Genomic DNA, 23,950 nt, shown 5'->3' on the forward strand with positions numbered 1-23,950 from the left:
GTGGAGATCAGGGCGGCCGACGACTTCGACGCCGCCGGCGGCGCGCTGGCCAGGGCCTTCCATGACGATCCGGTGGTCGGGTGGCTGCTGCCCGGCGGCCGCGGCGCGGCGGGGATGTTCGCCACGATCGCCCGTCACCTGCACGCGTTCACCGACACGGCGCTCAGCGGGGGCGGCGCCGTGGCGGGGGTCGCGCTGTGGGACCCGCCGGGCCACCGGCCCGACGCGGAGGCGGCCGTGCCCGGCCTGCTGGCGGCCATGGGCGACCGGGTGCGCCAGGGCCTGCTGCTGGAGGAGGAGTTCGCCCGGCACAAGCCCGGCGGCCCCTACTGGTACCTGGCCCAGCTCGGCACCGTGCCCGAGCTCCAGGGCACCGGCGTGGGCGGCGCGCTGCTGCGCGCGGGCCTGGCCAGGTGCGGCGGGCTGCCCGTCTACCTGGAGAGCAGCAAGGAGTCGAACGTGCCCTTCTACGAGCGGTTCGGGTTCGCGGTCACCGAGCGGTTCACCCTGCCGGACGGGCCGCCGGTGTGGGGCATGCTGCGCCCGCCCCGGAGCTAGTAAGCGACGGCTTACCGGTTTATCGTGACGCCATGACGACGCTGACGTTCGACTCACTGAACCCGGCTACCGGCGAGGTCGTCGGCAGTCATCCCAAGAACGACGCCCAGGCCGTGCACGAGGCCGTGGCCAGGGCCGAGACGGCCGCGGAGTGGTGGGCGGCGCTGCCCGCGGGCGAGCGCAGGCGCCGCCTGCTCGACTACAAGGCGGTCATCACGCGTCGCCTGCGGGAGCTGGCCGCGCTGGTGCACGAGGAGACCGGCAAGCCCGTCGGCGACGCCACGCTGGAGATCGTGCTGGCCGTCACGCACCTCGACTGGGCGGCCCGCAACGCCGCCAAGGTGCTGGGCCGCCGCCGCGTGGCGACCGGCATGCTGGGGCTCAACCTGGCCGCCACCCTGGAGTACCTGCCGCTCGGCGTGGTCGGCGTGATCGGCCCGTGGAACTACCCGGTGTTCACCCCCATGGGGTCCATCGCGTACGCGCTGGCCGCCGGCAACGCGGTCGTGTTCAAGCCCAGCGAGCTCACCCCCGGCGTGGGCGTGCGGCTGGCGGAGCTGTTCGCCGAGTCGGTGCCCGAGCAGCCGGTGCTGCAGACGGTGACCGGGCTCGGCGAGACCGGCGCGGCGCTGGCCGCCGACCCCCGGGTGCGGAAGGTGGCCTTCACCGGCTCGACCGCCACCGCCAAGCGGGTCATGGCGGCGTGCGCGGAGAACCTCACGCCCATCGTGGCCGAGTGCGGCGGCAAGGACGCCTTCATCGTGGACGCCGACGCCGACCTGCCCGCCGCGGCCGACGCCTGCCTGTGGGGCGCGATGTCGAACGCGGGCCAGACCTGCGCCGGCGTCGAACGGGTCTACGTGGTGGACGCCGTGTACGAGCCGTTCATGCGGGAGCTGTCGGAGCGGGCCGCCCAGGTCAAGGCCGGCCAGGACTACGGCCCGATCACCATGCCGGCCCAGATCGACATCATCCGGCGGCACATCGACGACGCCACCAAGTCCGGAAAAGTGGTGACCGGCGGCCCCGACTCGGTACGGGCGCCGTTCGTCGACCCGGTCATCGTGGCGGACGTGCCCGAGGACTCCCCGGCCGTGCGCGAGGAGACGTTCGGGCCGACGATCACCGTCCGGCGCACCCGCGACGCGCAGGAGGCGCTGGAGCTGGCCAACGCCTCGGCGTACGGGTTGGCGGGCACGATCTTCTCGCGGGACGCGCGCCGGGCGACGCAGCTCGCGCGCGCGATGCGGACCGGGATGACCGCCGTCAACTCGGTCATCTCCTTCGCCGGGGTGCCCGCGCTGCCGTTCGGCGGGGTCGGCGACTCGGGGTTCGGCCGCATCCACGGAGCCGACGGCCTGCGCGAGTTCACCAGGCCGAAGGCGGTCTCCCGCCAGCGCTTCGCCCTGCCCGGCATGAACCTGACCTCCTTCAGGAGGGGGCCCGACGAGCTTGAGCGACTGATCAGGCTTGTCACGTTCTTGCACGGACGACGTAAAAGATAATCATCGCGCTCTTTCCCAAATCCGATCATCCGTCCATAATTGTGTGCTCTGGGGGCCACGATCATGTTGGACGGGTGGAATGTGAACCGGTCTTACCGGGGAATGTCGGCTGAGCAAAGGCTGGCGGACAGACGCGAGCGGCTGATGACGGCCGCCTACACGCTATACGCGAAACCAGGTTTCGCGGCGACGACCATCGAAAGATTGTGCTCGGAGGCGCGGATCTCCAACCGCGCCTTCTACGAATGTTTCGGCGGCCGCGAGGAGTTGCTCCAGGCGCTGCACGAGCGGTGCGTGGAGGAAAGCCTCGCAGTTGTGGCCAAAGCGTTACAGGAGGCGCCGGGCACGCTTGACGGAAGAGTCAAGGCGGGGATTCGCGCCTATATCGAGTTCGCCGCCGCCGACTGGCGGCGGGCCCGCATCATGCACCTGGAGGTACGCAGGTCGGGCGACGTCCTGACAGCCTCGCGTCAGCGGGCGGTGGACTCCTTCGCCCGGCTCGTGGAGGAGGCGTCGGCGGATTTCCCGCAGACCCGCTCGCTGAATCGGCGCCTGGTGGCGCTTGGCGTAATTGGCGCGCTGCAAGAGCTGCTGATCGAATGGATACTGGCCGACCAGCAGCCGACCATCGACGATCTGGTCGAGGTGGCGGTGCACATCTTCATCCGCAGCCTCAGTCCGTCGTGACCCGCCGATTACCCGCAGTGATGGGGTCACAGAATAATCACTTTCACAGTTCTTTGCGAGTGCCCACACCCGTGATAGCGGGCCGGCCGAAATCTACATTCCCTCTATATTCGGCTCGTGAAAGGGCACGGGCGACGGCTGATCGGCGCCCGGCCCCGATATGTGACCTCAGGCCACCGCGGCCGCGGGAACCTCGACGTGCAGGACCCGATTCAGCCGGGTCACCGCCAGGATCCGCATGATCCGCGGGGGCACCCCCCGAAGAACGAGGCGGCGTTGCACGCTGATCGCGCGCCGATGCGCTCCGACCAGCACCCCGAGCCCGGTGGCGTCGATCATCTCCAGCTTGGAGAGGTCGAGGATGAGGTCGCCCTCGCCGGCGTCGAGCGCTGTGTGCAGCCGCTCGCGCACGCCGGCCGACGTGCCGGCGTCGAGCCGGGCGCCGATCCGTACCGTCTGGCCTCGTGGATTACGCCGGACGCGCATGCCACCTCCTCAATCACGCACACGGCGTGTGGTCGCCGGGATCGAGACCCCCGCTCTCCTCCCCTACCCATCTATCGGGAGTGACACGACAGCCGTCAGCAGGAACTGCCCGTCGCCGGTGGGACGGGCCGTCATGCGGCCGCCCACTGCGGCCATCCGCTCGCCCATGCCGGACAGCCCGCTGCCCAGGTCGTCGGCCTGCCTGCGGGCCACGCCGTCGTTGCGCACCGCCAGTTCCGCCTCCTGGTCGGTGAACCGCAGCGTGATGTCGCAGAAGGTCGCGGCGCTGTGCTTCAGCACGTTCGTGACCGCCTCACGCACCGCGTAGGCGAACACCGGCGCGACGCCCTGCGGCAGCTCGCGGTGCGGCAGGCGCACCTCGCAGCGGACGCCGGCCGCTTCGAGCACTCCCTTCACGCTATTCAGCTCAGCGGTCAAGTCAAGTTCGCGGTAGCCGCGCACGGCCTGGCGCAGCTCACGCAGGGCCTTGCGGGTCAGCGTGTTCACCGCCGCCATCTCGTCCTTCGCGGCCTTGCCGTCGGCGTCGGCCAGGCGTACGGCCAGCTCGGTCTTGACGGCGATGGCCGAGAGCTGGTGGCCGACGAGGTCGTGCAGGTCCCTGGCGAAACGCAGCCGCTCCTCGGCCAGCGCCAGCCGGGTGTGCGCCTCGCGGCCGTCGTGGGCCTGCACGGCCAGCGACCAGATCCAGGCCCACATCCTGTTGGTGCAGGGCAGCGCCGTGGCCCACACGACGTCGAGGGCGGCGATGACGAGCAAGGACACGAGGAAGGAGTCACCGCTCAGCGCCAGCAGGCCCGTCCCGCCCAGCACGGACAGCGCGCCGAGCCCGACGCAGGCCGCGCACGTCGCCGCGCCCAGCGCCAGCGCCCGGCGCGCGGGCAGCCCGATCACCACCACGGACAGCCAGACCATGGGCACGAACCCCCAGCCCATCGGGTCGGCCCCGCCGAGCAGCGCCGCCAGGAACGCCAGAGCGCCGGTCCACACGACCTCCCTCGTGGGATACCGGCGCTCCATGACCGCGGCGACGACGCGTACGTAGAGCGAGGTGAAGGCGAGCGCCGCGATCGTCGCGAGCGCCAGGCGCGGCCAGCCGGCCGCGCCCGAGCCGAGGCTGAACACGGTCGACGCGATCAGGAAGATCCACATGATCACGAGCGTCGAGTTCAGCATCCGGCGGGCCAGCCGGCGCGCCCGCGTGATCGCGTCCATCTAGCCGGCGCGCAGCACGTCGCCGAGCTTCAGCCGGGCGCCCGTGCGCAGCACCGCCCGCTCGTAGACCTTGGCGCCGAACGACAACACCGCCAGCACGGCCACGGCCATCGCCGCCATGGACGCCGCCACCTGCCACATCGGCACGTCGGCCGCCGCCATCCGGACCGGCATGATCATCGACGAGAACGGCGGGATGTAGGACATCACCGTGGCCAGCGTGCCCGTGGGGTCGTTGGTGGCGTAGAAGGCCACGAAGTACGTGACCATGATGAGCATGGTCAGCGGCGACATCACGCTGCTCACCTCCTCCTGGCGGGAGACCAGCGAGGCGAAGGCGGCCGCGAGCGTGGCGAAGAACGCGTACCCGAGCACGAACCAGACCAGGACGGCGACCACCAGCCCCGGCACACCCGGCGGGAAGTCGGCGGCGAACCCCGACACCGACGTGGCGACCAGGCCGACGGCGAGGATGGTGAGCAGGTTGATCAGCCCGAGCACGCCCAGCCCGACGATCTTGCCGCCGAGCAGCTGCCACGGGCGCACCGCCGCGAGCAGGATCTCCACGATCCTGCTGCCCTTCTCCTCCACGACGCCCATGGCCACCATCATGACCTGGCCCATGAGCAGCATGAAGAGGACGAGCACCAGCACCACGGCGATGCCGGTCTTGGCCGCCTGGTAGCGGGTGTCCACGCCCACGGAGACCATCTGCAGCGGCGGGATCGTCACCCCGGCCGCGCCGAGCCGCATCTCCCGGTTGGTGCTCTGCATGAGCACGCCGAGCTTGCTGTCGATCTCGCCGTCGGTGAGCACCTTGTCGCCGTTGACCAGCACCGCGTCCACGTCGCCGGCCAGCACGGCCTTCTTGGCCGCGGCCTCGTCGGGGAAGGAGCGCCACTCGAACTCGGCGTCCGGCGCGGCGGCCTTCAGCGGGAGCTGCTGGGAGTTGACCGTGCCCAGCGTGTACGAGTCGTTCCCGCCCATGATCTTCGGCGCGAAGGAGACCGCCGCCACCAGCAGCGCGGTCACCAGCAGGCCGACCAGGAACGTCTTCGTGCGCACCTGCGTGACGATCTCGCGGCGGGCGACCAGCATCAGTCCGTTCACGCCACGGCCTCCTTGAAGATCTCGGTGAGGGTCGGCTGCTCGACCCCGAAGTGCTCGACGCGGCCCGCCTTCATGGCGCGGCGCAGGATCTCCTGGTCGTCGCCCTCGGCCGTCCGCAGGGTGTGCAGGCCGCCGTGGACGGTCACCGTGCCCGGCAGGCCGTCGGCCCAGCCCGGGGCGGGGTCGCGGACCTCCACGCGCAACGTGTCGCCCTCGGCGGCGCGCAGCTCGGCCACCGTGCCCGTCGCGACCATCCGGCCGCCGGAGACGATGCCCACCGAGTCGCACAGCCGCTCCACCAGGTCGAGCTGGTGGCTGGAGAAGATCACTGGCACGCCGCTCCTGCAGCGTTCCTGGAGCGCGCCGGCCAGGGCGTCCACGGCGAGAGGGTCGAGCCCCGAGAACGGCTCGTCCAGGACCAGCGCCTCGGGGTCGTGCACCAGCGCCACGGCGAGCTGCACGCGCTGCTGGTTGCCCAGCGACAACGTCTGCACCGCGTCGCCCCTGCGCTCGGTCAGCCCCAGCCGCTCGATGAGCTCGTCGGCGGCCTTCTTCGCGGCCGCGGGGGCGAGCCCGTGCAGCCGGCCGAAGTACTCGATCTGCTCGCTGACCCGCATCTTCTGGTACAGCCCGCGCTCCTCGGGCATGTAACCGAACCGCGTGCGGTCGTCGTAGCCCAGCGCGCGGTCCCGCCAGCGCACCGATCCGGAGTCGGCCTGGAGCACGCCCATGACGATGCGCATCGTCGTCGTCTTGCCCGCACCGTTCGCGCCCACGAAGCCGTACATCTCGCCCGGACGTACCGTGAAGCTGATCCCGTCCAGGGCGACCTTGCCGCCGGGGTTGTCGGGACCGCCCGCGAAGCGCTTGCGCAGCTCGCTGATCTCGAGCATCAGGTCCTCTCTCTCGTCATGGGTAGATTGTGGCTTTGGCGGCGTTCGCCCTGGTAGTCGTGGAAATCATGCGCGCGACATGGAAAGCGCGTCCCGTTCGGATGACATTTGTCATTACGCTGGGCTCATGACGCGTGCCGACAAGGACAAGCCCGTCGTCCTCTCCCGCATCTACACCCGTACGGGCGACGACGGCACCACGAACCTGAGCGACATGAGCCGCGCGGCCAAGACCGACACCCGGCTGGCCGCCTACGCCGACGTCGAGGAGGCCAACGCCTGCCTGGGCCTGGCCCTGTCCCACGGCACCCTGTCCGCCGACCTCGTGGCGCTCCTCGTGCGCATCCAGAACGAGCTGTTCGACGTGGGGGCCGACCTGGCCACACCGGTGGTGGACGAGCCGGAGTTCCCGCCGCTGCGCGTGGAGCAGTCCTACATCGACCGGCTGGAGGAGCAGTGCGACCGGCTCAACGCCGAGCTCCAGCCGCTGCGCAGCTTCATCCTGCCCGGCGGCGACCCGGCCACGGCCGCGCTGCACCTGGCCCGGGTGACCGTACGCAGGGCCGAGCGCACCACGTGGGCGGCGCTGGAGGCCCACGACGACGTCAACCCGCTGACCGCCAAATACCTCAACAGGCTGTCCGACCTGCTCTTCATCGCCTGCCGGGTCGCCCACGGCGGCAACGAGATCCTCTGGAAGCCCGGCGGCACCCGCTAGGCGACGTCGAGGTACGCGCTGGGCGGCGCCGACTCCAGCCAGGCGAGGAAGCCGGTGAGGGCGTCGGCGCTCATCGCCAGCGACAACCCGCGCGTCGTGCCGCCGCAGTCGACGGCGTAGAGACCGCCGTCGATCTCACGCCGGGCGGAAACGACGAGGCCGCGCCTCGCGATCGCGTGGCGCGGCCTCAGTCGGACGCCCATGAGCGGAATCCAGTGGAGCTCACCGTCGGCGTAGCGGGCCACCCCGCTCTGCCACCCTCGGCTGCCCACTTTCAGCCGACAGGGTACGCTGCCGCGCGAACGGGCGAGCGTGACCCCTCGCAGGACCACGAGGACGACCAGCAGCAACAACAAAACCGAAACCGTCGCCACCATGGCCGCCCCCCTGAATCCCGTTGTATGTATTAAACCTCTTCGCCCGCCGCGCGCAGCCGGGCCCTGGCCCGCTTGGCCTCGATCGCCGCGTCGGCGTCCTCCTGGTTGGCCTCGATCGAGGCCTGAGCCCGGTCGAGAGCGTCTCGGGCGGCCGCGACGTCGACCTCGGAACCGAGCTCGGCGACCTCGGCGAGCACCGACACCTCATCATCGGCCACGGAGATGAACCCCCCGTGAACGGCCGCGACGAGCTCGGGCTCACCTTCCCGCTTGACGCGCAGCACGCCGCCCTCGACGAGGACGCCGAGCACGGGTGCGTGTTGCGGCATAATACCGATCTCGCCGTCAACGGTCTTGGCAATCACCATGTCGGCCTCGCCCGACCAGATCTCACGCTCGGGTGAGACAACCCCTACGCGTAGCTTCGCCACTTCAGCAGGTTCCTTTCCGATCAGGTAGCGGCACGGGTTCTCCCACCCGTGCCACTACCGTAGGGCGATCAGCGACGCTCGAGTTCCTTGGCCTTGGCCACGGCCTGGTCGATGCCGCCGACCATGAAGAACGCCTGCTCGGGCAGGTGGTCGTACTCGCCGGCGCACAGGCCCTTGAAGGAGGCGATCGTCTCGTCCAGCGGGACGTTCTCGCCCGGCTGGCCGGTGAACGCCTCGGCGGCGTACATCGGGTGCGACAGGAACCGCTCGATGCGGCGGGCCCGCTGCACGGTGACCTTGTCCTCTTCGGACAGCTCGTCGATACCGAGGATCGCGATGATGTCCTGGAGCTCGCGGTACTTCTGCAGGATCCGCTTGGTCTCCTGGGCCACCCGGTAGTGCTCCTCGCCCACGACCTGCGGGTCGAGGATCCGGGAGGTGGAGTCGAGCGGGTCCACCGCGGGGTAGATGCCCTTCTCCGAGATCGGCCGGGACAGCACGGTCTGCGCGTCGAGGTGCGCGAACGCGTTGTGCGGGGCCGGGTCGGTGATGTCGTCGGCGGGCACGTAGATCGCCTGCATGGAGGTGATCGAGTGACCGCGCGTCGAGGTGATGCGCTCCTGGAGCACACCCATCTCGTCGGCCAGCGTCGGCTGGTAACCCACCGCGGACGGCATGCGGCCGAGGAGGGTGGAGACCTCCGAGCCCGCCTGCGTGAAGCGGAAGATGTTGTCGATGAACAGCAGCACGTCCTGCTTCTGCACGTCGCGGAAGTACTCCGCCATCGTCAGCGCGGACAGGGCCACCCGCAGACGGGTGCCCGGCGGCTCGTCCATCTGGCCGAAGACGAGCGCGGTGTCCTTGAGGACGTCCGCCTCCTCCATCTCCAGCCAGAGGTCGTTGCCCTCACGGGTGCGCTCGCCGACGCCGGCGAACACCGAGGTGCCACCGAAGTTGCGGGCGACACGGCGGATCATCTCCTGGATGAGAACCGTCTTGCCCACACCGGCGCCACCGAACAGGCCGATCTTGCCACCCTGCACGTACGGGGTGAGCAGGTCGATGACCTTGATACCCGTGACCAGCATCTCGGTACGGGACTCGAGCTGGTCGAAGGGCGGGGACGGCCGGTGGATGCCCCACTTCTCGGTGACCTGGAGCGAAGCGGTCGGCACGTCGAGCGACTCGCCGAGCGCGTTCCACACGTGACCCTTGACGACGTCGCCGACGGGCACCGAGATCGGGTGGCCGGAGTCGGTGACGGCCGTACCGCGGACCAGGCCGTCGGTGGGCTGCATGGAGATGGCGCGGACCAGGTTGTCACCCAGGTGCTGGGCGACCTCCATGGTCAGGGTCTTGGTCTCGCCGCCGAGGGTCACCTCGACGTTGAGCGCGTTGTAGATGTCGGGCATCGCCTCGACGGGGAACTCCACGTCGACGACGGGCCCCTTGACGCTGGCCACACGACCGGCACCGGCCGACGTGGGCTCAACAGTCTCAACAGCCTCTGCAGTCATTTCACTCTTTCCCCGCTGCGGCGTCAGCCAGCGCGTTGGCGCCACCGACGATCTCGCTGATTTCCTGGGTGATCTCGGCCTGGCGAGCCTGGTTCATCTGCATGGTGAACACGCGGATCAGCTCGTTGGCGTTGTCCGTGGCGGACTTCATGGCGCGGCGGCGCGCGGCCTCCTCCGAAGCAGCCGACTGCAGCAGCGCCGTGAAGATGCGGGACTCCACATAGCGCGGCAGCAGCGTCTCGAGCACGTCGCCCGCGGTGGGCTCGAACTCGAAGTACGGCGGGATCGTCTCGGTGGCCGTCGCCTCGGTCTCCTCGACCTCCAGCGGCAGCACGCGCTTGACCACGACGTTCTGGGTCAGCATCGAGACGAACTCGGTCGAGACGATGTGGATCTCGTCGATCCCCGCCTCTTCCTTGAAGGAGTCGATCAGCGTCTGCGCGATCTCCTTGGCGTCGGCGTAGGCCGGCTTCCTGGAGAAGCCGACCCACTGGCCGCCCATCGTGCGGTTGCGGAAGCTGTGCCAGGTGACACCCTTCCGGCCGGTGACGAACGGCACCACCGTCAGGCCGCGGCTCTCCAGCAGCCCGCGCAGGGCCTCGGCCTCGCGCAGGACGTTGGCGTTGAAGCCGCCACAGAACCCGCTGTCGCTGGTGACGATGAGGACGCCCGCCTTGGCGGGGTTCTCCTTCGCCACGGTCAACGGATGGTCGACGCTGGCCGCGTTGCTGACGACGCCGGTGACGGCGCGAGTGATCTCACGCTCGTACGGCAGCGCCGCCTGCATCCGCATCTGCGCCTTCACGATCCGCGAGGAGGCGATGAGCTCCTGGGCGCGCGTGATCTTGGCGGTCGACTTGACCGACCTGATCCGCCGCCGCAGCAGCCTTAGCTGGGCACCCATGAGCTACTTCTCCGTCGCCGGACGGACGACCTTCTTGATCTTCTCCTGGCCGACCTCGTCGGCCTCGAGCGGCGCCACCGGCTCGTCCTTGACCAGGAGCTCGCCCGAAGAGGTGGTGAAGCCCTTCTTGAACTCCGTGACGGCGTCCTTGAGGCTGGTCACCGCGTCGTCGGACAGCTCGTTGGTCTCGCGGATGCTGTCGAAGATGCCCTTGTGGCTGCTCTGCAGGTAGTCGAGGAACTCCTGCTCGAAGCGGCGGATGTCCTCGATCGGAACCTCGTCGAGCTCACCCGTCGTGCCCGCCCACACCGACACGACCTGACGCTCCACGGAGAACGGCGAGTACTGCGGCTGGATGAGCAGCTCGGTCAGGCGCTGACCGCGCTCCAGCTGGGCGCGGGAGGCCGCGTCCAGGTCGGAGGCGAAGGCCGCGAAGGCCTCCAGGTCGCGGTACTGCGACAGCGACAGACGCAGCGTGCCGGCCACCTTGCGCATCGCCTTGATCTGCGCCGAGCCACCGACTCGGGAGACCGAGATACCGACGTTGATGGCGGGACGGATACCGGCGTTGAAGTAGTCGGTCTCCAGGAAGATCTGGCCGTCGGTGATGGAGATGACGTTGGTCGGGATGAACGCCGACACGTCGTTGCCCTTGGTCTCGATGATCGGAAGACCGGTCATCGAACCGCCGCCCATGTCGGCGGAGAGCTTGGCGCAGCGCTCCAGCAGACGGGAGTGGAGGTAGAAGACGTCACCGGGGAACGCCTCGCGGCCCGGCGGGCGGCGAAGCAGCAGCGAGACGGCGCGGTAGGCGTCGGCCTGCTTGGTGAGGTCGTCGAAGATGATGAGGACGTGCTTGCCCTGGTACATCCAGTGCTGGCCGATGGCCGAACCGGTGTAGGGGGCGATGTACTTGTAACCGGCCGGGTCGGAGGCCGGGGCGGCGACGATCGTGGTGTACTCCAGGGCGCCGGCCTCTTCGAGACGGGAGCGCACCTGGGCGATCGTCGAACCCTTCTGGCCGACCGCGACGTAGACGCAGCGCACCTGCTTCTCGGGGTCGCCCGAGAGCCAGTTGTCGCGCTGGTTGAGGATGGTGTCGACGGCCACGGCGGTCTTGCCGGTGCCACGGTCACCGATGATCAGCTGGCGCTGGCCGCGGCCGATCGGCGTCATGGCGTCGATCGCCTTGATGCCGGTCTGCAGCGGCTGCTTCACCGGCTGCCGCTGGACGACCGAGGGGGCCTGCAGTTCGAGGGCGCGCAGGCCCTCGGACTCGATCGCGCCCTTGCCGTCGAGGGGGTTGCCGAGCGGGTCGACCACACGGCCGAGGAAGTTGTCGCCGACCGGCACGGACAGGACCTCGCCCGTCCGGCGGACCGTCTGGCCTTCCTCGATCTTGCTGAAGTCGCCCAGGACCACGACGCCGATCTCTCGGGGGTCGAGGTTCAGGGCCAGGCCGCGCGTGCCGTCCTCGAACTCGAGCAGCTCGTTCGCCATCGCCGAGGGAAGGCCGGAGACATGGGCAATGCCGTCGCCGGCGTCGACGACGGTCCCGATCTCCTCGCGCGCGGCGCCTTCCGGTTCGTACGCCTGGACGAAGCGCTCAAGCGCGTCCCGGATCTCGTCCGGCCGGATCGTAAGCTCCGCCATCTCTACTCTGTCTCCCTATTCATTCGGCGCTCACTGCGCCTCAGCCGGCCAACCGGCGGCGGACTTCTTCAATTCGTCCCACGATCGTGGTGTCGATGATCTCGTCGCCGATGCGGACCGAGAACCCACCGAGCACTCGCTTGTCCACCTCGACGTTCAGGTGCACGTCGCGACCGTAGGAGGTGCGCAGCCAGTCGGCCAGTCGCTGCTTCTGCGCGTCGGACAGCTCGACCGCGCTGCGCACGACCGCCACCAGGCGCCGGCGCTGCTGGGCCACGAGCTGGCCGAACTCCTCCAAGCCCGTCTCCAGGCTACGCCCTCGCGGGTGCACCGCCAGCTGCGTGATCAGGCGCTGGCTGGTGGGGGCGACCTTGCCGCCGAGCAGGTCGCCCAGCAGCTGCCGCTTGCCCTCCGCGGGCGCGGCCGCGTCGGCGAGCGCGCGTCGGAGGTCGGGGTTGGCGGCGACGATGCGGCCGAAGCGGAAGAGCTCGTCCTCCACGTCGTCGAGCCTGGACTGGCCCTCCGCCTCGGCGGCCGCGGCGACGACGCCGAGCCGTTCGAGCGAGTCGGCCAGGTCACCGGCGCGCGACCACCGGACCGAGACCGCGGCCTCGGTCGTGGCGATGGCCGCCTCGGAGACCTTGCCGCCGAGCAGGGCGCGGATGGTGCCCGCCTTCTGCTCGGCGGGCCTGGCCGGGTCGGACAGCGCCCGGCGCAGGCCGTGCTCGCGGTCGAGCAGATCCGCGACGGCGAACAACTCGTCGGAGAGCGCGCCGAGGTCGGCGCTGCCCGCGACCGCGTTGAAGCGCTCCTCGACCTCTGCCAACGAGGTCCTGCTCAGACCTCTCATTAGCGCACCGCCTGCGCGTTGCTGCTCTCGAGCTCGTCGAGGAACCTGTCCACGATCCGGCTCTGGCGGACCTCGTCCTCGAGGGACTCGCCGACGATGCGGCCGGCCAGCTCGGTGGACAGACGGCCGATCTCCGTGCGGAGCTGCGCGAACGCGGCGGCGCGGTCGGCCTCGATCTGGGCGTGCGCGGCCTCGACGAGACGACGGGCCTCGGCCTGCGCCTCCTCGCGGAGCTCCGCCTTGATCTGCGCGGCCTGCTCGCGAGCCTCTTCGCGGAGCCGGCCGGCCTCGCGGCGGGCCTCCTCGAGCTGCTGCGCGTACTGCCGCTGGAGGTTCTGCGCCTCGGCCTGGGCCTCCTCAGCCCTCTTGATGCCACCCTCGATCGCGTCGGTCCGCTCGGCCAGAGTCTTCTGGATGCGCGGAACGAGAATCTTGCCGACGACGAGGAGGACGACGAGGAACGAGAAGATACCGACGACGAGCTCGAACGTGTGCGGAAGGAGCGGGTTCGCCCCTTCTTCCTGCGCGAGGAGCGTAGCTGCCTTAATCATGGGTGCAGCCTTTCGTCAGAATTCTTCTGGTCCTAGATGCCCTGGAAGATGAAGGGCGCGACCAGACCGATCAGGGCGAGGGCCTCGGTGAGGACGAAGCCGAGGAGCATGTTCTGGCGGATCAGGCCGTAAGCCTCGGGCTGACGCGCGATGGCCTGCACGCCCTGACCGAAGATGATGCCGACGCCGATGCCGGGGCCGATGGCGGCGAGACCGTAACCGATGGCGGTGACGTTGCCGGAGACCTCAGCGAGAACGCTCATTGCTATTTCCTTTACTGGACGGCCGGTGAAGGGAGTCCCACCGGTCATGGATATTCCGGTATGTGGTTCTCAGTGATCCGGGTGCAGCGCGCCGCCGATGTACATCGACGCCAGCATCGCGAACAGGAACGCCTGCAGGAACTGGATGAACATCTCGAACCCGGTCAGGAGGATCGTCATGAGCACGCCCACCACGCCGACGGGTGCGCCCAAGGGCGTCAGCTTCTCGAACAGGAACCAGAAGCCGACCATGCTGAAGAACGCGAGCAGCATGTGACCGGCGAACATGTTCGCGAACAGTCGGACCGCGTGCGTGAACGGCGCGATGATCATGTTCGACAGGAACTCGATCGGCGCCAGAAGGAAGTAGATGGGCTTGGGCAGGCCGGGCGGGAACATCATGTTCTTGAAGTAGCCGATGCCGCCCTGGTGCTTGATGCCCAGGTAGATCTTGATCGCGTAGATCGAGAGCGCGAGGACGGCCGGGAACGCGATGTGCGAGGCGACCGGGAACTGCGCGAGCGGGATCACCCCGAGGATGTTCCAGAACAGGACCAGGAAGAAGAGCGTGACCAGCAGGCCCATCCACCGATCGGCGTCCTTGCCGAGGAACGGCCGGGCGATCTGGTCGCGGACGAACATGTAGCCGTACTCGACGACGTTCTGGGTGCCCCTCGGCACGAGCTTCGGCTTGGCGAAGGCCACCCAGCACACGGCGATCACCACGAGCGCGCTGAGCATCGCCAGCAGCACCGGCTTGGTGAACCAGGTCACCCCGGGAATGATCGGCGTGAACGAATTGAACAGCTCATCGGGCGATGGCGCCCGGAAGTTGTCTTCGGGGGCGAGGACCGTCAGCGCAATCACGCGGCGTTCCCTTCAACGTCGTAGTGGATCACAAGGGTTTCCTCAGCGAGGCGATCGCTGCGTCGGGTTAGCGACCGAACTTCCGGTAGACCGCGTAGCCGCCGAGCACGACCCCAAGGACCACGCCTATGGGGAAGAACGCGGACATGTCGAGCCACCGGTCCAGCAACCACCCGAGACCGCCATAGACCGCCATCCCGGCGAGCAGATAGCTGGGGACTGACCACATGGCATCGGAGAAGTCGCGACCGTCGTGTTCCGGCCGGCGTTCCTGTGCGCTCATCGCGGCCCCGACGATAGCAGGCGAGTGGAGGACTAGTCATATCGGACCCCATCCCTTTACCTGCCTCATGAGTCGCCCTTTCCGGGGACCGAGGCTTCGGGGTCGACGTAGAGCATCTTGGTCTTCATGAACGCGCGGACCTCGAACCCGGTCCAGACGAGCGTGCATCCGACCACGGACCACGCGAAGGCCTGGGTGTTCCAGGCGGTGGTCTCACGGAAGGCGGTGAGCACCGCCATGATGGCGATGACCTTGACGAGGTAGCTGACCATGGCCGCGATCGCCATCATCTGCGGGGAGACGCGGGCGGCATAGGAGACCGCTACCACGCTGATGCTGAAGAAAACCCCGACGAGCAAGGTGCCGAGGGCCGCGCCGAGCGCTCCCTTGCCGCCCGCGAGGAGGAACGCCACGATGACCGCGACCACTCCGACCGCGAAGGTCGGAACAGCGGCGCTCTTGAGTACGCGCACGTCGTTGGCCTGCATCGGTGCTCCATCAGCATGTTGTCAAGCGAGCGTTTGCTACCTCCAGAACATGTGCGTCCGGAGGTCCCTGCTCGTGAAAGATATCACAAGCTCACGGAAGACCGCTTTTACCTGCCGTTTCTAGTTCCCGATCACGGACGGCTCGGAAATGCAGGAATGACCGGTTTGCCCTCGGCGCTCGCGCGTTCCTGCGCCGAAGGGCCGCCCTGCGGCGGCATCTGCCGCCTGACCTGGGTGTCCGGGCCGATCGGCGGCATCGGGCCGGTGGGCGGGCCGTCGTCGTCGGGCTGTTTGTCGCGCGTGGCGGCGTGCGCGCCGCCCCTCCCCCGCCACCGCGGCGCGGCCATCAGGACGAGCACCGCCAGCGCCAGCACGATCACCACGACGAACAACAGCACCGGCACGCCCTCGCGGGACATCGCCACCAGGCCGAAGGCGAACAGGAACGCCCACGCGTACATGATCAGCACCGAGCGGCGGTGCGAGTGGCCGATGTCCAGCAGCCGGTGGTGCAGGTGCCCGCGGTCGGGCGCGAACGGCGACATGCCGTGGGACGTGCGCCGGACCACGGCGGTGATCAGGTCGATCAGCGGCAGGACCAGCACCGCCGCCGGCAACATCAGCGGCAGCAGCACCGGGACCTTGTTCATGTCCTCGATGGCGGCCGGGTCGAGCGGCGTCACCGTGACGATCGAGGAGGCGAGCACCAGCCCGATCAGCATCGCCCCGGTGTCACCCATGAAGATCTTGGCCGGATGGAAGTTGTGCGGCAGGAAGCCCAGGCACGTGCCGATGAGCACGGCCGCGATGGCCGCCGTCGTGGTGATGTTCCCCACGCTCATGCTCTGGGCCAGCAGGATCGAGTACGCCCACGTGGCCATGGCGGCGATGCACACGATGCCGGCCGCGAGCCCGTCGAGCCCGTCGACGAAGTTCACGGCGTTGATGGTGACCACCACGATCATGATGGTGATGATCGTGCTCAGCGTGTAGTCGAGGCTCGTGGAGCCGCCCCAGTCCTTCGGCAGCGGGATGTAGAGCAGCCGCAGGTCGAAGTAGACCAGCACGCCCGCCGCCGCGATCTGCCCGCCGAGCTTGATGAAGGCGTCCATGCCCCACCAGTCGTCGAGGAAGCCGGTGAGCGTGATCAGGCCGCCGGCGACGATCAACGCGGTGACGGCTCTGCCGTCGTACCCCGACAGCGCCGCGCCCGTGTGTTTCAGCTGGCTGGCGACCAGCAGGCCGACCACCAGGCCGCCGTACATGGCCAGGCCGCCGAGCCTCGGAGTCGGCGTGGTGTGCACGTCGCGCTCGCGAACCTCGGGCATGGCGCCGATGCGGATGGCGAAGCGGCGCACCAGCGGGACCAGCAGATACGTCACCGCTGCCGAGATGAGCGCCATGAACAGGTATTCGCGCACGGACCTAGTTTCCCGGATGCTCCGGCCAGCTGTGACCGGAAACCGACACAGACCAGCTTAATATTCGCTGAGATATGGCTGATGGATGGCGAGAAGCGCCGCCACTCTTTCCCTGACCTCGGGCGCTGCGGCCGGGTCGCGCACGGACATCGACAGCAGACTTCCCAACTCCTTCATCTCGCGCGGGCCCATGCCCTGCGTGGTCACACAGGCCGTGCCCACCCGGATCCCGGAGGTGACGGCCGCCGGCTCCGGATCGTACGGGATGACGTTGCGGTTGAGGGTGATCCCGGCGGCCGCGCAGCGCCGTTCGGCCTCGGCGCCCGAGACGCCCAGCTCACGCAGGTCGATCAGGGCCAGGTGGGTGTCGGTGCCGCCGGTGACCGGACGCATGCCCTCCCCGTCCAGCGCGTCGGCGAGCGTGCGGGCGTTGGCGACGACGCGGCCCGCGTACTCGGCGAACTCCGGCCGCAGCGCCTCCCCGAACGCCACCGCCTTGGCCGCCACCGCGTGCATCAGCGGCCCGCCCTGCACGAACGGGAACACCGCCCGGTCGATCTTGGCGGCCAGCTCCTCCGTGCACAGGATCGCGCCGCCGCGCGGCCCGCGCAGCACCTTGTGCGTGGTCAGCGTCACGACGTCCGCGTACGGCACCGCCGACGGGATCACCCCGCCCGCCATCAGCCCGATCGGGTGCGCCACGTCGGCCAGCAACCACGCGCCCACCTCGTCGGCGATGCCGCGGAAGACCGAGAAGTCGATCAACCTGGGGTACGCCGTCGCGCCGCACACGATGACTTTCGGTCGGCGTCGCAGCGCCACGTCGCGCACCTCGTCGTAGTCGATGAGCTCGGTGTCGCGCCGCACGCCGTAGGAGGCGACGTCGAACCACCGTCCCGAGAAGTTCACCTTCGAGCCGTGCGTGAGATGGCCGCCGTGCGGGAGCGCCATGGCGAGCATGGTGTCGCCAGGCTGGAGCAGGGCGGCGTAGGCGGCCAGGTTGGCGCCGGCGCCGGAATGCGGCTGGACGTTGGCGTGCTCGGCCCCGAACAGCCTGCGCGCCCGCTCCACCGCCAGCCGTTCGGCCCGGTCGACGACCTCGCAACCACCGTAGTAGCGCCTGCCGGGGTAGCCCTCGGCGTACTTGTTGGTGAGGGTGGAGCCCAGGGCGGCCATGACCGCGGGGGAGGTGAAGTTCTCGCCGGCGATCAGCTGGATGCCGGTGCGTTCGCGTTCGAGCTCGTCGAGCAGCACCTGCGCCAGCTCCGGATCCTGCCGCCGCAACCGCCCGAAGTCGGGCCCGTAGAACGGCTCCCCACCCATTTCTCCACTGTACGACCGCATGTCCGTTTTGCCCAGATAGCTGGTCCCGCGACGGGCAGGGGGCCTTGAGGTCGTTTATCCGCGAAGACCGGAGAGGTGCGATTGCGCAACTCACGGACCGCGATGTTGCGCAGACCGCGAAGCACCGAGACGACGAAAACACCCGAACCACGGAAGCACCCGGAGAACGAAGCTCAAGGAGCGCGAAGCCCAAGGACCGGGAGCTCAAGGACCGCGAAGCACCGGAACCGCAATGCTCCGGGGACGGCGAAGCTTCAGGTAAGGCGAAGCGCCGGAATTACGAAGCTCCCGGGGAAGGCGGAGGTCAGGGGAAGGCGTGCGGTGCGCCGGTCTGGCTGGGGATCCATCTCGGGGTGTCGTCGGCCTCGTCGCTGATGGCGGTGAGCACGGCGTGACGGTAAAGAGCCAGCTTGGACCGCCATTCCCGGATGTCCTGCACATATCGATCGCCGACCGGCGCGTCCCAGGTCTGCGGGCTCTTGGCCAGCGCGTACGCCTTGTCGAGGGCCGTGCTGAGCTTCTCCAGCATGGGCATGACGGTGTTCCAGGCGGTGACGAGACGTTCGTAGTCGGGGTTGAACTCGTAGGCCAGCGGCTGGTTGTCCAGCGGGCCCGCGGCGGTGACGGGCGGCATCTCGTCCCTGCTCCTGGGCCTGGGGGCGGGCGGGTCGACGTACATCACGCGCTCCTTCCCGACGTCCCGGGATCGACCTCACCCGATGGACCGTCCGGCCTGATGTCCCTGAGCCCCCAGTCACCCTCGCCGTACTCACCGGGCGGAACCTCCATGGACGGCATGTCGAATGGCTGAACGTCGCGGACGTCGTCGATCAAAGTCCTGATCGCCTCCGGCCCGGCCGCGGAAACATCCACAGCCACAACCCCGTCCCCCTCGCTCACCCACTTCCCACCGGCACCCCCGCCATCCAAGCCCTGCGCCCCACCATCACCATGGCTGCCGACACCATGTCCCCCGCCACCGTGAACAGCCGCGCCCTGCCCCCCTGTGACGCCACCACCAGCGGATACGTCTCCTCCACCAGAAACGGCCGCCCCTCCCCCGGGCGCCGTAGGCGGAATCCGCACCCCACCAGAACCGTCACCCCGCCCCGCCACACCACCATCCGCACCCGCCCGACCAGCGTCCACCGCCCCACCATCAGCCCGCCCGCCATCGGCGCGCCCACCATCGCCATACCCGCCACCGGCGTCACGACCGCCGTTCACGGCACCGCCATCAGCCCGACCAGCGTCAGCCGCACCGCCACCGGTTCCTACACCGTCACGCCCACCACCCACGCCGCCATCGCCACGCCCGCCATGGGTGTTGCCGCCAGCGCCACTGCCGGCGTCACGGCTGCCGTTGGCGGTTCCCGCGTCAGCGCGGCTGCCGTTCGCGGCCTTGTCGTCGGCGCAGGCGGTGCCGTCACTGCGGCCGGTGTCCGTAGCGCCGCCGTCGGAACGGCCGTGGTCGTTCACGCCACCGCCGGAACCGTCACCGCGGCCCGTGTCCGTAGCGCCGCCGTCGGAACGGCCGTGGTCGTTCACGCCGCCGCTGGAGCCGTCGGCTCGGCCTGTGCCGGTGTCCGTGTGGCCGTTTGCGCCGTCGCCTCGGCCGTGGTCGCCGATGGGCTGGGTGCCGGTGGCGTCGGGGCGGGTTGGGGTGGAGGAGGTGCCGTCGGCGCGGGTGCCGTGGGCGTTGCCCGTGTCTCCTGGGATGCCCTGGTGGGCGCCTGTGTCGCCCGTGGTGCCGCGGTAGGTGTCTCCCGTGGTGCCCGAGTGGGTGGCCGCATCGCCTTGGGTGCCGTTGGGGGACGTGGTGTCCCCTGCGGTGCCGAAGTGGGCGCCCGTGCCTTGTGACGTGCCGTAGGGGTGGCCGGTGGCGGTTGGGGTGCCGTGGTGGTGGCCGGTGGCCGTTGTGGTGCCGTGCGGGTGGGCGGTGGTGCTGTCCGAGGTGGTCGCCGAGGGGTCGGTGCCGCCCTCTCCTGTCGGCACCGACAGCCCTTCGCCTCCGCCCCCCGTCGCCCCGGCGCCATCGGCGCGCACGGTCGGCATGTCGGCGGGTTGCGCGTTGTCGACGTTCTTGAGCAGGGATTCCAGCTGTTCGGCCGTGGGCGGGTCAATGGGGACCTGGAGGACCTTCACGCCGTCGACCACGACGACCTTGGGCTTGTGCGGATCGTCCGGCTGGTCGTTCGCGGGGACGTTGGCCGTGCTGGCGTCGGCCTCCGCTCCCCGGTCGCGTCTGCTGTCCTGGTCGGGCGCCTTGGGGTCGTCACCGGCCGGGGTGTCGCCAATTCGGTCGCCGATCCGGTCGCCGGTGCGGCCGTCTGCGCGGTCACCGGTCCGCTCACCGGTCCGGTCGCCGGTCCGGGTGTCGTTTCCGCTGGTCCCGGTGTCCTTGTCGGCGCCGTCGCACGCCTTGCCGTCCCCGTCGGCCCTGGCACCGTCGTCACCGGTCTTGCTGTCGGGTTCCTTCGGCGTCGGCGGGTCCGTCGGCTTGGGGTCGTGGTGCCTCGACGCAGGCGGATCCGTCGGCTTGGGGTCGTGGTCTTTCGGTGCGGGTGGGTCCGTGGGCTTGGTGTCGGGGGTTTTGGGGGGTGGGTCCGTGGGTTTCGGGTCGTGATCCTTCGGGGTCGGGGGATGCGTGGGCTTCGGGTCGGCGGGGTGTTCCGGAGTGGCGGGGTCGGTGTGCTTGGGCGGGTCGTCGGCGCGGGGGTTGCCGTACTTGTCGTCGCGGCTGCCCGGCGACTCCTTGGGCTCGTCGGCCGTGCCGCCGCCGCCCGTCTTCGCTGTGTCGCCCGTTTTCGCTGTGTCGCCCGTTTTCGCTGTATCGCCCGTTTTCGCTGTGTCGCCCAGTTTCCCGTCGGCGCGCTTCTCCAGGACGGCCAGCCGCGCGTTGACGTCCTTGACCATGTGATCGGCGGAGTCGGCCACCTGGACCGGACGGTGGGTGCTCCGCGTGGACAGCCCGGCACGGCTCAGCACCGCCCTGACCTGGTCCTCGGCCGTGCGCAGCGCCGAGGACGCGTGCTTGACCTCGGTCAGCAGGTCACGGACCAGCTGCGGATCCATGCCGTCGAACTTGCCCATGGGCCACTCCCGGACGTGTCGCCGTTCCGGGACTCACGGTAATCGCGGCCGCGGCGTCGCCGCAGCCGGGATGCAAAGACGGTATACGTCAGTCGTCGGTGGCGACGTAGCCGATGATGCCGCGCAGCTTCTCGACGGGGATTGCGCCGCGGCGCAACATCCGGGGCACCGCCGTGGTGAGGTCGAGGATGGTCGAGGGCGTGTTGTCGGTGGTCTTGCCGCCGTCGAGGTAGACCGCGACCGAATCGCCGAGCTGCTCCTGGGCCTCCTCCGCCGTCGTCGCCGCGGGGGCGCCGGAGCGGTTGGCGCTGGAGACGGCCATCGGGCCGGTCTCCTTGAGCAGGTCGAGGGCGACCGGGTGGAGCGGCATGCGGACGGCGACCGTGCCCTTGGTGTCGCCCAGGTCCCAGGAGAGGGCCCTGTTGGCCCTGCAGACCAGCGTGAGCGGCCCGGGCCAGAAGGCGTCGATGAGATCCTGCCCGTAGGGCCCGAGGTCGTCCACGAGCGCTGTGGCGGCTCTGACGGTGCCCACGAGCACGGGCGGCGGCATGTCGCGGCCGCGCCCCTTGGCGTCGAGCAGCGCGGTGACGGCCGGCGGCATGAACGCGTCGGCGCCGATGCCGTAGACGGTGTCGGTCGGCAGCACGACCAGCTCGCCGCGGCGCACGGCGGTGGCGGCCTCGATCAGGCCCTCGGCGCGCTGGTCGAGGTCGGAGCAGTCAAAGCGTCTTCCCACGGCGTGCATCCTAGTCCTGGCCGAGTCTGGCCGTGACGAAGCGGTCCCTTCGGGTGAGGTCCTGGCGCAGGCGTACGTCGCGCCAGCCGTTGTCCTCCGGGAAGGTCAGATAGACGGCCCTGCCCTGCTCGTCGGCGTGTTCGACGGCCACCCAGCCGCCGGGGCGCAGCAGCCGGCGGGCGGTGCGTTCGACCGCGCGCACCTCGCCGAGGCCGTCGTCGCCGGAGCCGTAAAGGGCCCTGGAGGGGTCGTAGTCGCGGACCTCGGGGTCGCGCGGGATGGCGCCGGGCGGGATGTACGGCGGGTTGGAGATCACCAGGTCGACCTTCCCGTTGAGCTCGGGAAGGGCTTCGGCGAGGTCTTCCGGGTGCAGGTGCGTACGCCCCTGGCCCAGCTCGGAGATGTTGCGCTTGGCCCAGGTGTAGGCCGCGGGGTCGACCTCGACGGCGTGCACCTCGGCGAGCGCGACCTCCTGGGCGATCGACAGCGCGATGGCCCCCGAGCCGGTGCCGAGGTCGACGACGAGCGGCGCCGTCACGTCCATGGCGCGCAGGGTCTCGATCGCCCACCCGGCCATGACCTCGGTCTCCGGCCGCGGCACGAACACGCCGGGGCCGACCGCGAGCTCCAGGTAGCGGAAGTACGCGTGGCCGGTGATGTGCTGCAGCGGCTCACGCGCCTCGCGCCGGGCGATGCCCTCCCAGAACAGCGCGTCGAAGTCGGAGTCCTTGACCGTGTGGAGCTCGCTCCTGCGCACGCCGTGGACGAACGCCGCGATCTCCTCCGCGTCGGTGCGCGGCGAAGGCACACCTGCCTCGGCCAGCCGGGCGGTGGCGAGAGCGATCTCGTCCAGCAGAAATGTCATGAGTGTTGTGCGAGCTTCTCCGCCATCTCGGCGTCGATGAGTGCCTGGGTGACGGCGTTGAGCTCGCCGTCGAGAACCTGGTCGAGGTTATACGCCTTGAAGCCTACGCGGTGGTCGGAAATCCGGTTCTCGGGAAAGTTGTACGTGCGGATGCGCTCGGAACGGTCGACCGTGCGGACCTGCGACTTGCGCTCGGCCTGCGCCGCGGCGTCGGCCTGCTCCTGGGCCACGGCCAGCAGCCGGGCACGCAGGATGCGCATCGCCGACTCCTTGTTCTGGAGCTGGCTCTTCTCGTTCTGGCAGGAGACGACCACGCCCGTGGGCAGGTGGGTGATGCGCACGGCCGAGTCGGTCGTGTTGACGCTCTGGCCACCGGGACCGCTGGAGCGGTAGACGTCGATGCGCAGGTCGTTGGGGTCGATCTGGACGTCGACCTCCTCCGCCTCCGGGTAGACCAGCACGCCCGCGGCGCTGGTGTGGATGCGGCCCTGGGACTCGGTGACGGGCACCCGCTGCACGCGGTGGACGCCGCCCTCGTACTTGAGCCTGGACCACACGCCCTCGTCGCCCTTGGCCTTGATGCCGACCGTGACGTCTTTGTAGCCGCCGAGGTCGGAGGGCTGGGTGTCGATGATCTCGGTCTTCCAGCCGAGGCGCTCGGCGTAGCGCAGGTACATCCGCAGCAGGTCGCCGGCGAACAGCGCGGACTCCTCGCCGCCCTCGCCCGCCTTGATCTCCATGATGATGTCTTTGTCATCGTTGGGGTCGCGCGGGATGAGCAGGTGCTTGAGCTTCTCCTCAAGCTGCGGGATGCGCTCCTCGATCTCGGCCGCCTCGGCCGCGAAGCCCTCGTCCTCGCCGGCCAGTTCCTTGGCCGCCGTCAGGTCCTCGCGGGCGGTGTCGAGCTCCCGGTAGGTGCTGACGATCGGGGTGAGCTGGCTGTAGCGCCGGCCGAGTGTGCGGGCCTTGTTCTGGTCGGCGTGCACGGCGGGGTCGGCAAGCTGCAGCTCCAGCTCGGAATACTCCTTGAGCAACTCGTCGAGGTTCACCGTGGGTCCTTCAGTGGTTTGAATGCCGTTTCACCAACAACGCCGACCCGGCGCACGTGGTGCGGCCG

General features: G+C 69.6%; 26 protein-coding genes. 4 read left to right on the top strand and 22 right to left on the bottom strand.

The window, feature by feature from the left end; all coding sequences use genetic code 11:
• The 3 genes from ACFYYW_RS06865 (at position 1) to ACFYYW_RS06875 (ending at position 2,750) form a co-directional block, all read left to right on the top strand.
• Complete coding sequence (locus tag ACFYYW_RS06865) at positions 1-558, top strand: GNAT family N-acetyltransferase (RefSeq protein ID WP_387645962.1); 558 nt, start codon at positions 1-3, stop codon at positions 556-558.
• A 32-nt stretch (positions 559-590) separates the two neighbouring features.
• Positions 591-2,063 (top strand): aldehyde dehydrogenase family protein, encoded by a 1,473-nt coding sequence (locus ACFYYW_RS06870; protein ID WP_387645965.1) that lies wholly within the window; start codon positions 591-593, stop codon positions 2,061-2,063.
• A gap of 144 nt (positions 2,064-2,207) precedes the next feature.
• The gene (locus tag ACFYYW_RS06875; protein WP_387645968.1) at positions 2,208-2,750 is read left to right on the top strand and encodes a TetR/AcrR family transcriptional regulator; all 543 of its coding nucleotides are present in this window, start codon (positions 2,208-2,210) and stop codon (positions 2,748-2,750) included.
• Between the two features lie 168 nt (positions 2,751-2,918).
• Here ACFYYW_RS06875 and ACFYYW_RS06880 read toward each other — a convergent pair whose 3' ends face one another.
• The 4 genes from ACFYYW_RS06880 to ACFYYW_RS06895 form a co-directional block, all read right to left on the bottom strand.
• On the bottom strand, positions 2,919-3,236 hold the full coding sequence (locus tag ACFYYW_RS06880) for an STAS domain-containing protein (RefSeq protein WP_387645971.1): 318 nt from the start codon (positions 3,234-3,236) through the stop codon (positions 2,919-2,921).
• Positions 3,237-3,299: 63 nt separating this feature from the next.
• Entirely contained in the window at positions 3,300-4,469 is a 1,170-nt protein-coding gene (locus tag ACFYYW_RS06885; RefSeq protein ID WP_387645974.1) for a sensor histidine kinase, read from the bottom strand.
• Positions 4,470-5,579 carry an ABC transporter permease gene (locus ACFYYW_RS06890; protein WP_352324280.1) on the bottom strand — a complete coding sequence of 370 codons (1,110 nt, stop codon included), beginning with the start codon at positions 5,577-5,579 and terminating at the stop codon, positions 4,470-4,472.
• The gene (locus tag ACFYYW_RS06895) at positions 5,576-6,472 is read right to left on the bottom strand and encodes an ATP-binding cassette domain-containing protein (protein WP_352324279.1); all 897 of its coding nucleotides are present in this window, start codon (positions 6,470-6,472) and stop codon (positions 5,576-5,578) included. Before ACFYYW_RS06895 ends, ACFYYW_RS06890 begins: the two co-directional genes overlap by 4 nt.
• A gap of 127 nt (positions 6,473-6,599) precedes the next feature.
• On the opposite strand from ACFYYW_RS06895, the gene ACFYYW_RS06900 reads away from it, so the two are divergent.
• Positions 6,600-7,190, top strand: a complete 591-nt coding sequence (locus tag ACFYYW_RS06900) for a cob(I)yrinic acid a,c-diamide adenosyltransferase (RefSeq protein WP_352324278.1) — start codon at positions 6,600-6,602, stop codon at positions 7,188-7,190.
• Here ACFYYW_RS06900 and ACFYYW_RS06905 read toward each other — a convergent pair.
• The 18 genes from ACFYYW_RS06905 to prfA all read right to left on the bottom strand — a co-directional run bounded on the left by ACFYYW_RS06905 (position 7,187) and on the right by prfA (position 23,882).
• Positions 7,187-7,567, bottom strand: coding sequence for a DUF2550 family protein (locus ACFYYW_RS06905; RefSeq protein ID WP_364389097.1), 381 nt, complete (start codon positions 7,565-7,567; stop codon positions 7,187-7,189). The two genes, ACFYYW_RS06900 and ACFYYW_RS06905, sit on opposite strands and share 4 nt — an antisense overlap.
• A 29-nt stretch (positions 7,568-7,596) precedes the next feature.
• Positions 7,597-7,998 carry a F0F1 ATP synthase subunit epsilon gene (locus ACFYYW_RS06910; RefSeq protein WP_080042501.1) on the bottom strand — a complete coding sequence of 134 codons (402 nt, stop codon included), beginning with the start codon at positions 7,996-7,998 and terminating at the stop codon, positions 7,597-7,599.
• 68 nt (positions 7,999-8,066) lie between these two features.
• Positions 8,067-9,515, bottom strand: a complete 1,449-nt coding sequence (gene atpD / locus ACFYYW_RS06915) for a F0F1 ATP synthase subunit beta (protein WP_352350006.1) — start codon at positions 9,513-9,515, stop codon at positions 8,067-8,069.
• Between the two features lies 1 nt (position 9,516).
• Positions 9,517-10,419 carry a F0F1 ATP synthase subunit gamma gene (locus ACFYYW_RS06920; protein WP_352320421.1) on the bottom strand — a complete coding sequence of 301 codons (903 nt, stop codon included), beginning with the start codon at positions 10,417-10,419 and terminating at the stop codon, positions 9,517-9,519.
• Positions 10,420-10,422: 3 nt separating this feature from the next.
• Positions 10,423-12,072: a F0F1 ATP synthase subunit alpha gene (atpA, locus tag ACFYYW_RS06925; protein WP_352320419.1), complete on the bottom strand. Its 1,650-nt coding sequence runs from the start codon at positions 12,070-12,072 to the stop codon at positions 10,423-10,425.
• 40 nt (positions 12,073-12,112) lie between these two features.
• Positions 12,113-12,922 (bottom strand): F0F1 ATP synthase subunit delta, encoded by an 810-nt coding sequence (locus ACFYYW_RS06930; protein ID WP_352320417.1) that lies wholly within the window; start codon positions 12,920-12,922, stop codon positions 12,113-12,115.
• Complete coding sequence (locus ACFYYW_RS06935) at positions 12,922-13,473, bottom strand: F0F1 ATP synthase subunit B (protein WP_352320415.1); 552 nt, start codon at positions 13,471-13,473, stop codon at positions 12,922-12,924. Before ACFYYW_RS06935 ends, ACFYYW_RS06930 begins: the two co-directional genes overlap by 1 nt.
• A 32-nt stretch (positions 13,474-13,505) precedes the next feature.
• Positions 13,506-13,736, bottom strand: a complete 231-nt coding sequence (atpE, locus tag ACFYYW_RS06940; RefSeq protein ID WP_138666586.1) for an ATP synthase F0 subunit C — start codon at positions 13,734-13,736, stop codon at positions 13,506-13,508.
• Between the two features lie 69 nt (positions 13,737-13,805).
• Complete coding sequence (gene atpB / locus ACFYYW_RS06945) at positions 13,806-14,603, bottom strand: F0F1 ATP synthase subunit A (RefSeq protein ID WP_387645983.1); 798 nt, start codon at positions 14,601-14,603, stop codon at positions 13,806-13,808.
• 67 nt (positions 14,604-14,670) lie between these two features.
• Complete coding sequence (locus ACFYYW_RS06950) at positions 14,671-14,886, bottom strand: AtpZ/AtpI family protein (RefSeq protein WP_229824207.1); 216 nt, start codon at positions 14,884-14,886, stop codon at positions 14,671-14,673.
• 65 nt (positions 14,887-14,951) lie between these two features.
• Entirely contained in the window at positions 14,952-15,374 is a 423-nt protein-coding gene (locus tag ACFYYW_RS06955) for a hypothetical protein (protein ID WP_352320410.1), read from the bottom strand.
• A 131-nt stretch (positions 15,375-15,505) separates the two neighbouring features.
• On the bottom strand, positions 15,506-16,795 hold the full coding sequence (locus ACFYYW_RS06960) for an MraY family glycosyltransferase (RefSeq protein ID WP_352320408.1): 1,290 nt from the start codon (positions 16,793-16,795) through the stop codon (positions 15,506-15,508).
• 57 nt (positions 16,796-16,852) lie between these two features.
• Positions 16,853-18,118, bottom strand: a complete 1,266-nt coding sequence (glyA, locus tag ACFYYW_RS06965; RefSeq protein ID WP_387645987.1) for a serine hydroxymethyltransferase — start codon at positions 18,116-18,118, stop codon at positions 16,853-16,855.
• Positions 18,119-18,443: 325 nt separating this feature from the next.
• Positions 18,444-18,818: a hypothetical protein gene (locus ACFYYW_RS06970; protein ID WP_352320405.1), complete on the bottom strand. Its 375-nt coding sequence runs from the start codon at positions 18,816-18,818 to the stop codon at positions 18,444-18,446.
• The gene (locus ACFYYW_RS06975) at positions 18,818-21,232 is read right to left on the bottom strand and encodes a hypothetical protein (RefSeq protein ID WP_387645990.1); all 2,415 of its coding nucleotides are present in this window, start codon (positions 21,230-21,232) and stop codon (positions 18,818-18,820) included. Before ACFYYW_RS06975 ends, ACFYYW_RS06970 begins: the two co-directional genes overlap by 1 nt.
• 88 nt (positions 21,233-21,320) lie before the next feature.
• On the bottom strand, positions 21,321-21,968 hold the full coding sequence (locus tag ACFYYW_RS06980) for an L-threonylcarbamoyladenylate synthase (RefSeq protein ID WP_364389101.1): 648 nt from the start codon (positions 21,966-21,968) through the stop codon (positions 21,321-21,323).
• Between the two features lie 10 nt (positions 21,969-21,978).
• Entirely contained in the window at positions 21,979-22,833 is an 855-nt protein-coding gene (gene prmC / locus ACFYYW_RS06985; RefSeq protein WP_352320399.1) for a peptide chain release factor N(5)-glutamine methyltransferase, read from the bottom strand.
• Positions 22,830-23,882 (bottom strand): peptide chain release factor 1, encoded by a 1,053-nt coding sequence (prfA, locus tag ACFYYW_RS06990; protein WP_352320398.1) that lies wholly within the window; start codon positions 23,880-23,882, stop codon positions 22,830-22,832. The genes prmC and prfA overlap by 4 nt, the downstream gene beginning before the upstream one ends.
• Positions 23,883-23,950: the final 68 nt, after the last annotated feature.

The sequence above is a fragment of the Nonomuraea sp. NPDC001831 genome (assembly GCF_042892035.1).
Lineage (GTDB): Bacteria > Actinomycetota > Actinomycetes > Streptosporangiales > Streptosporangiaceae > Nonomuraea.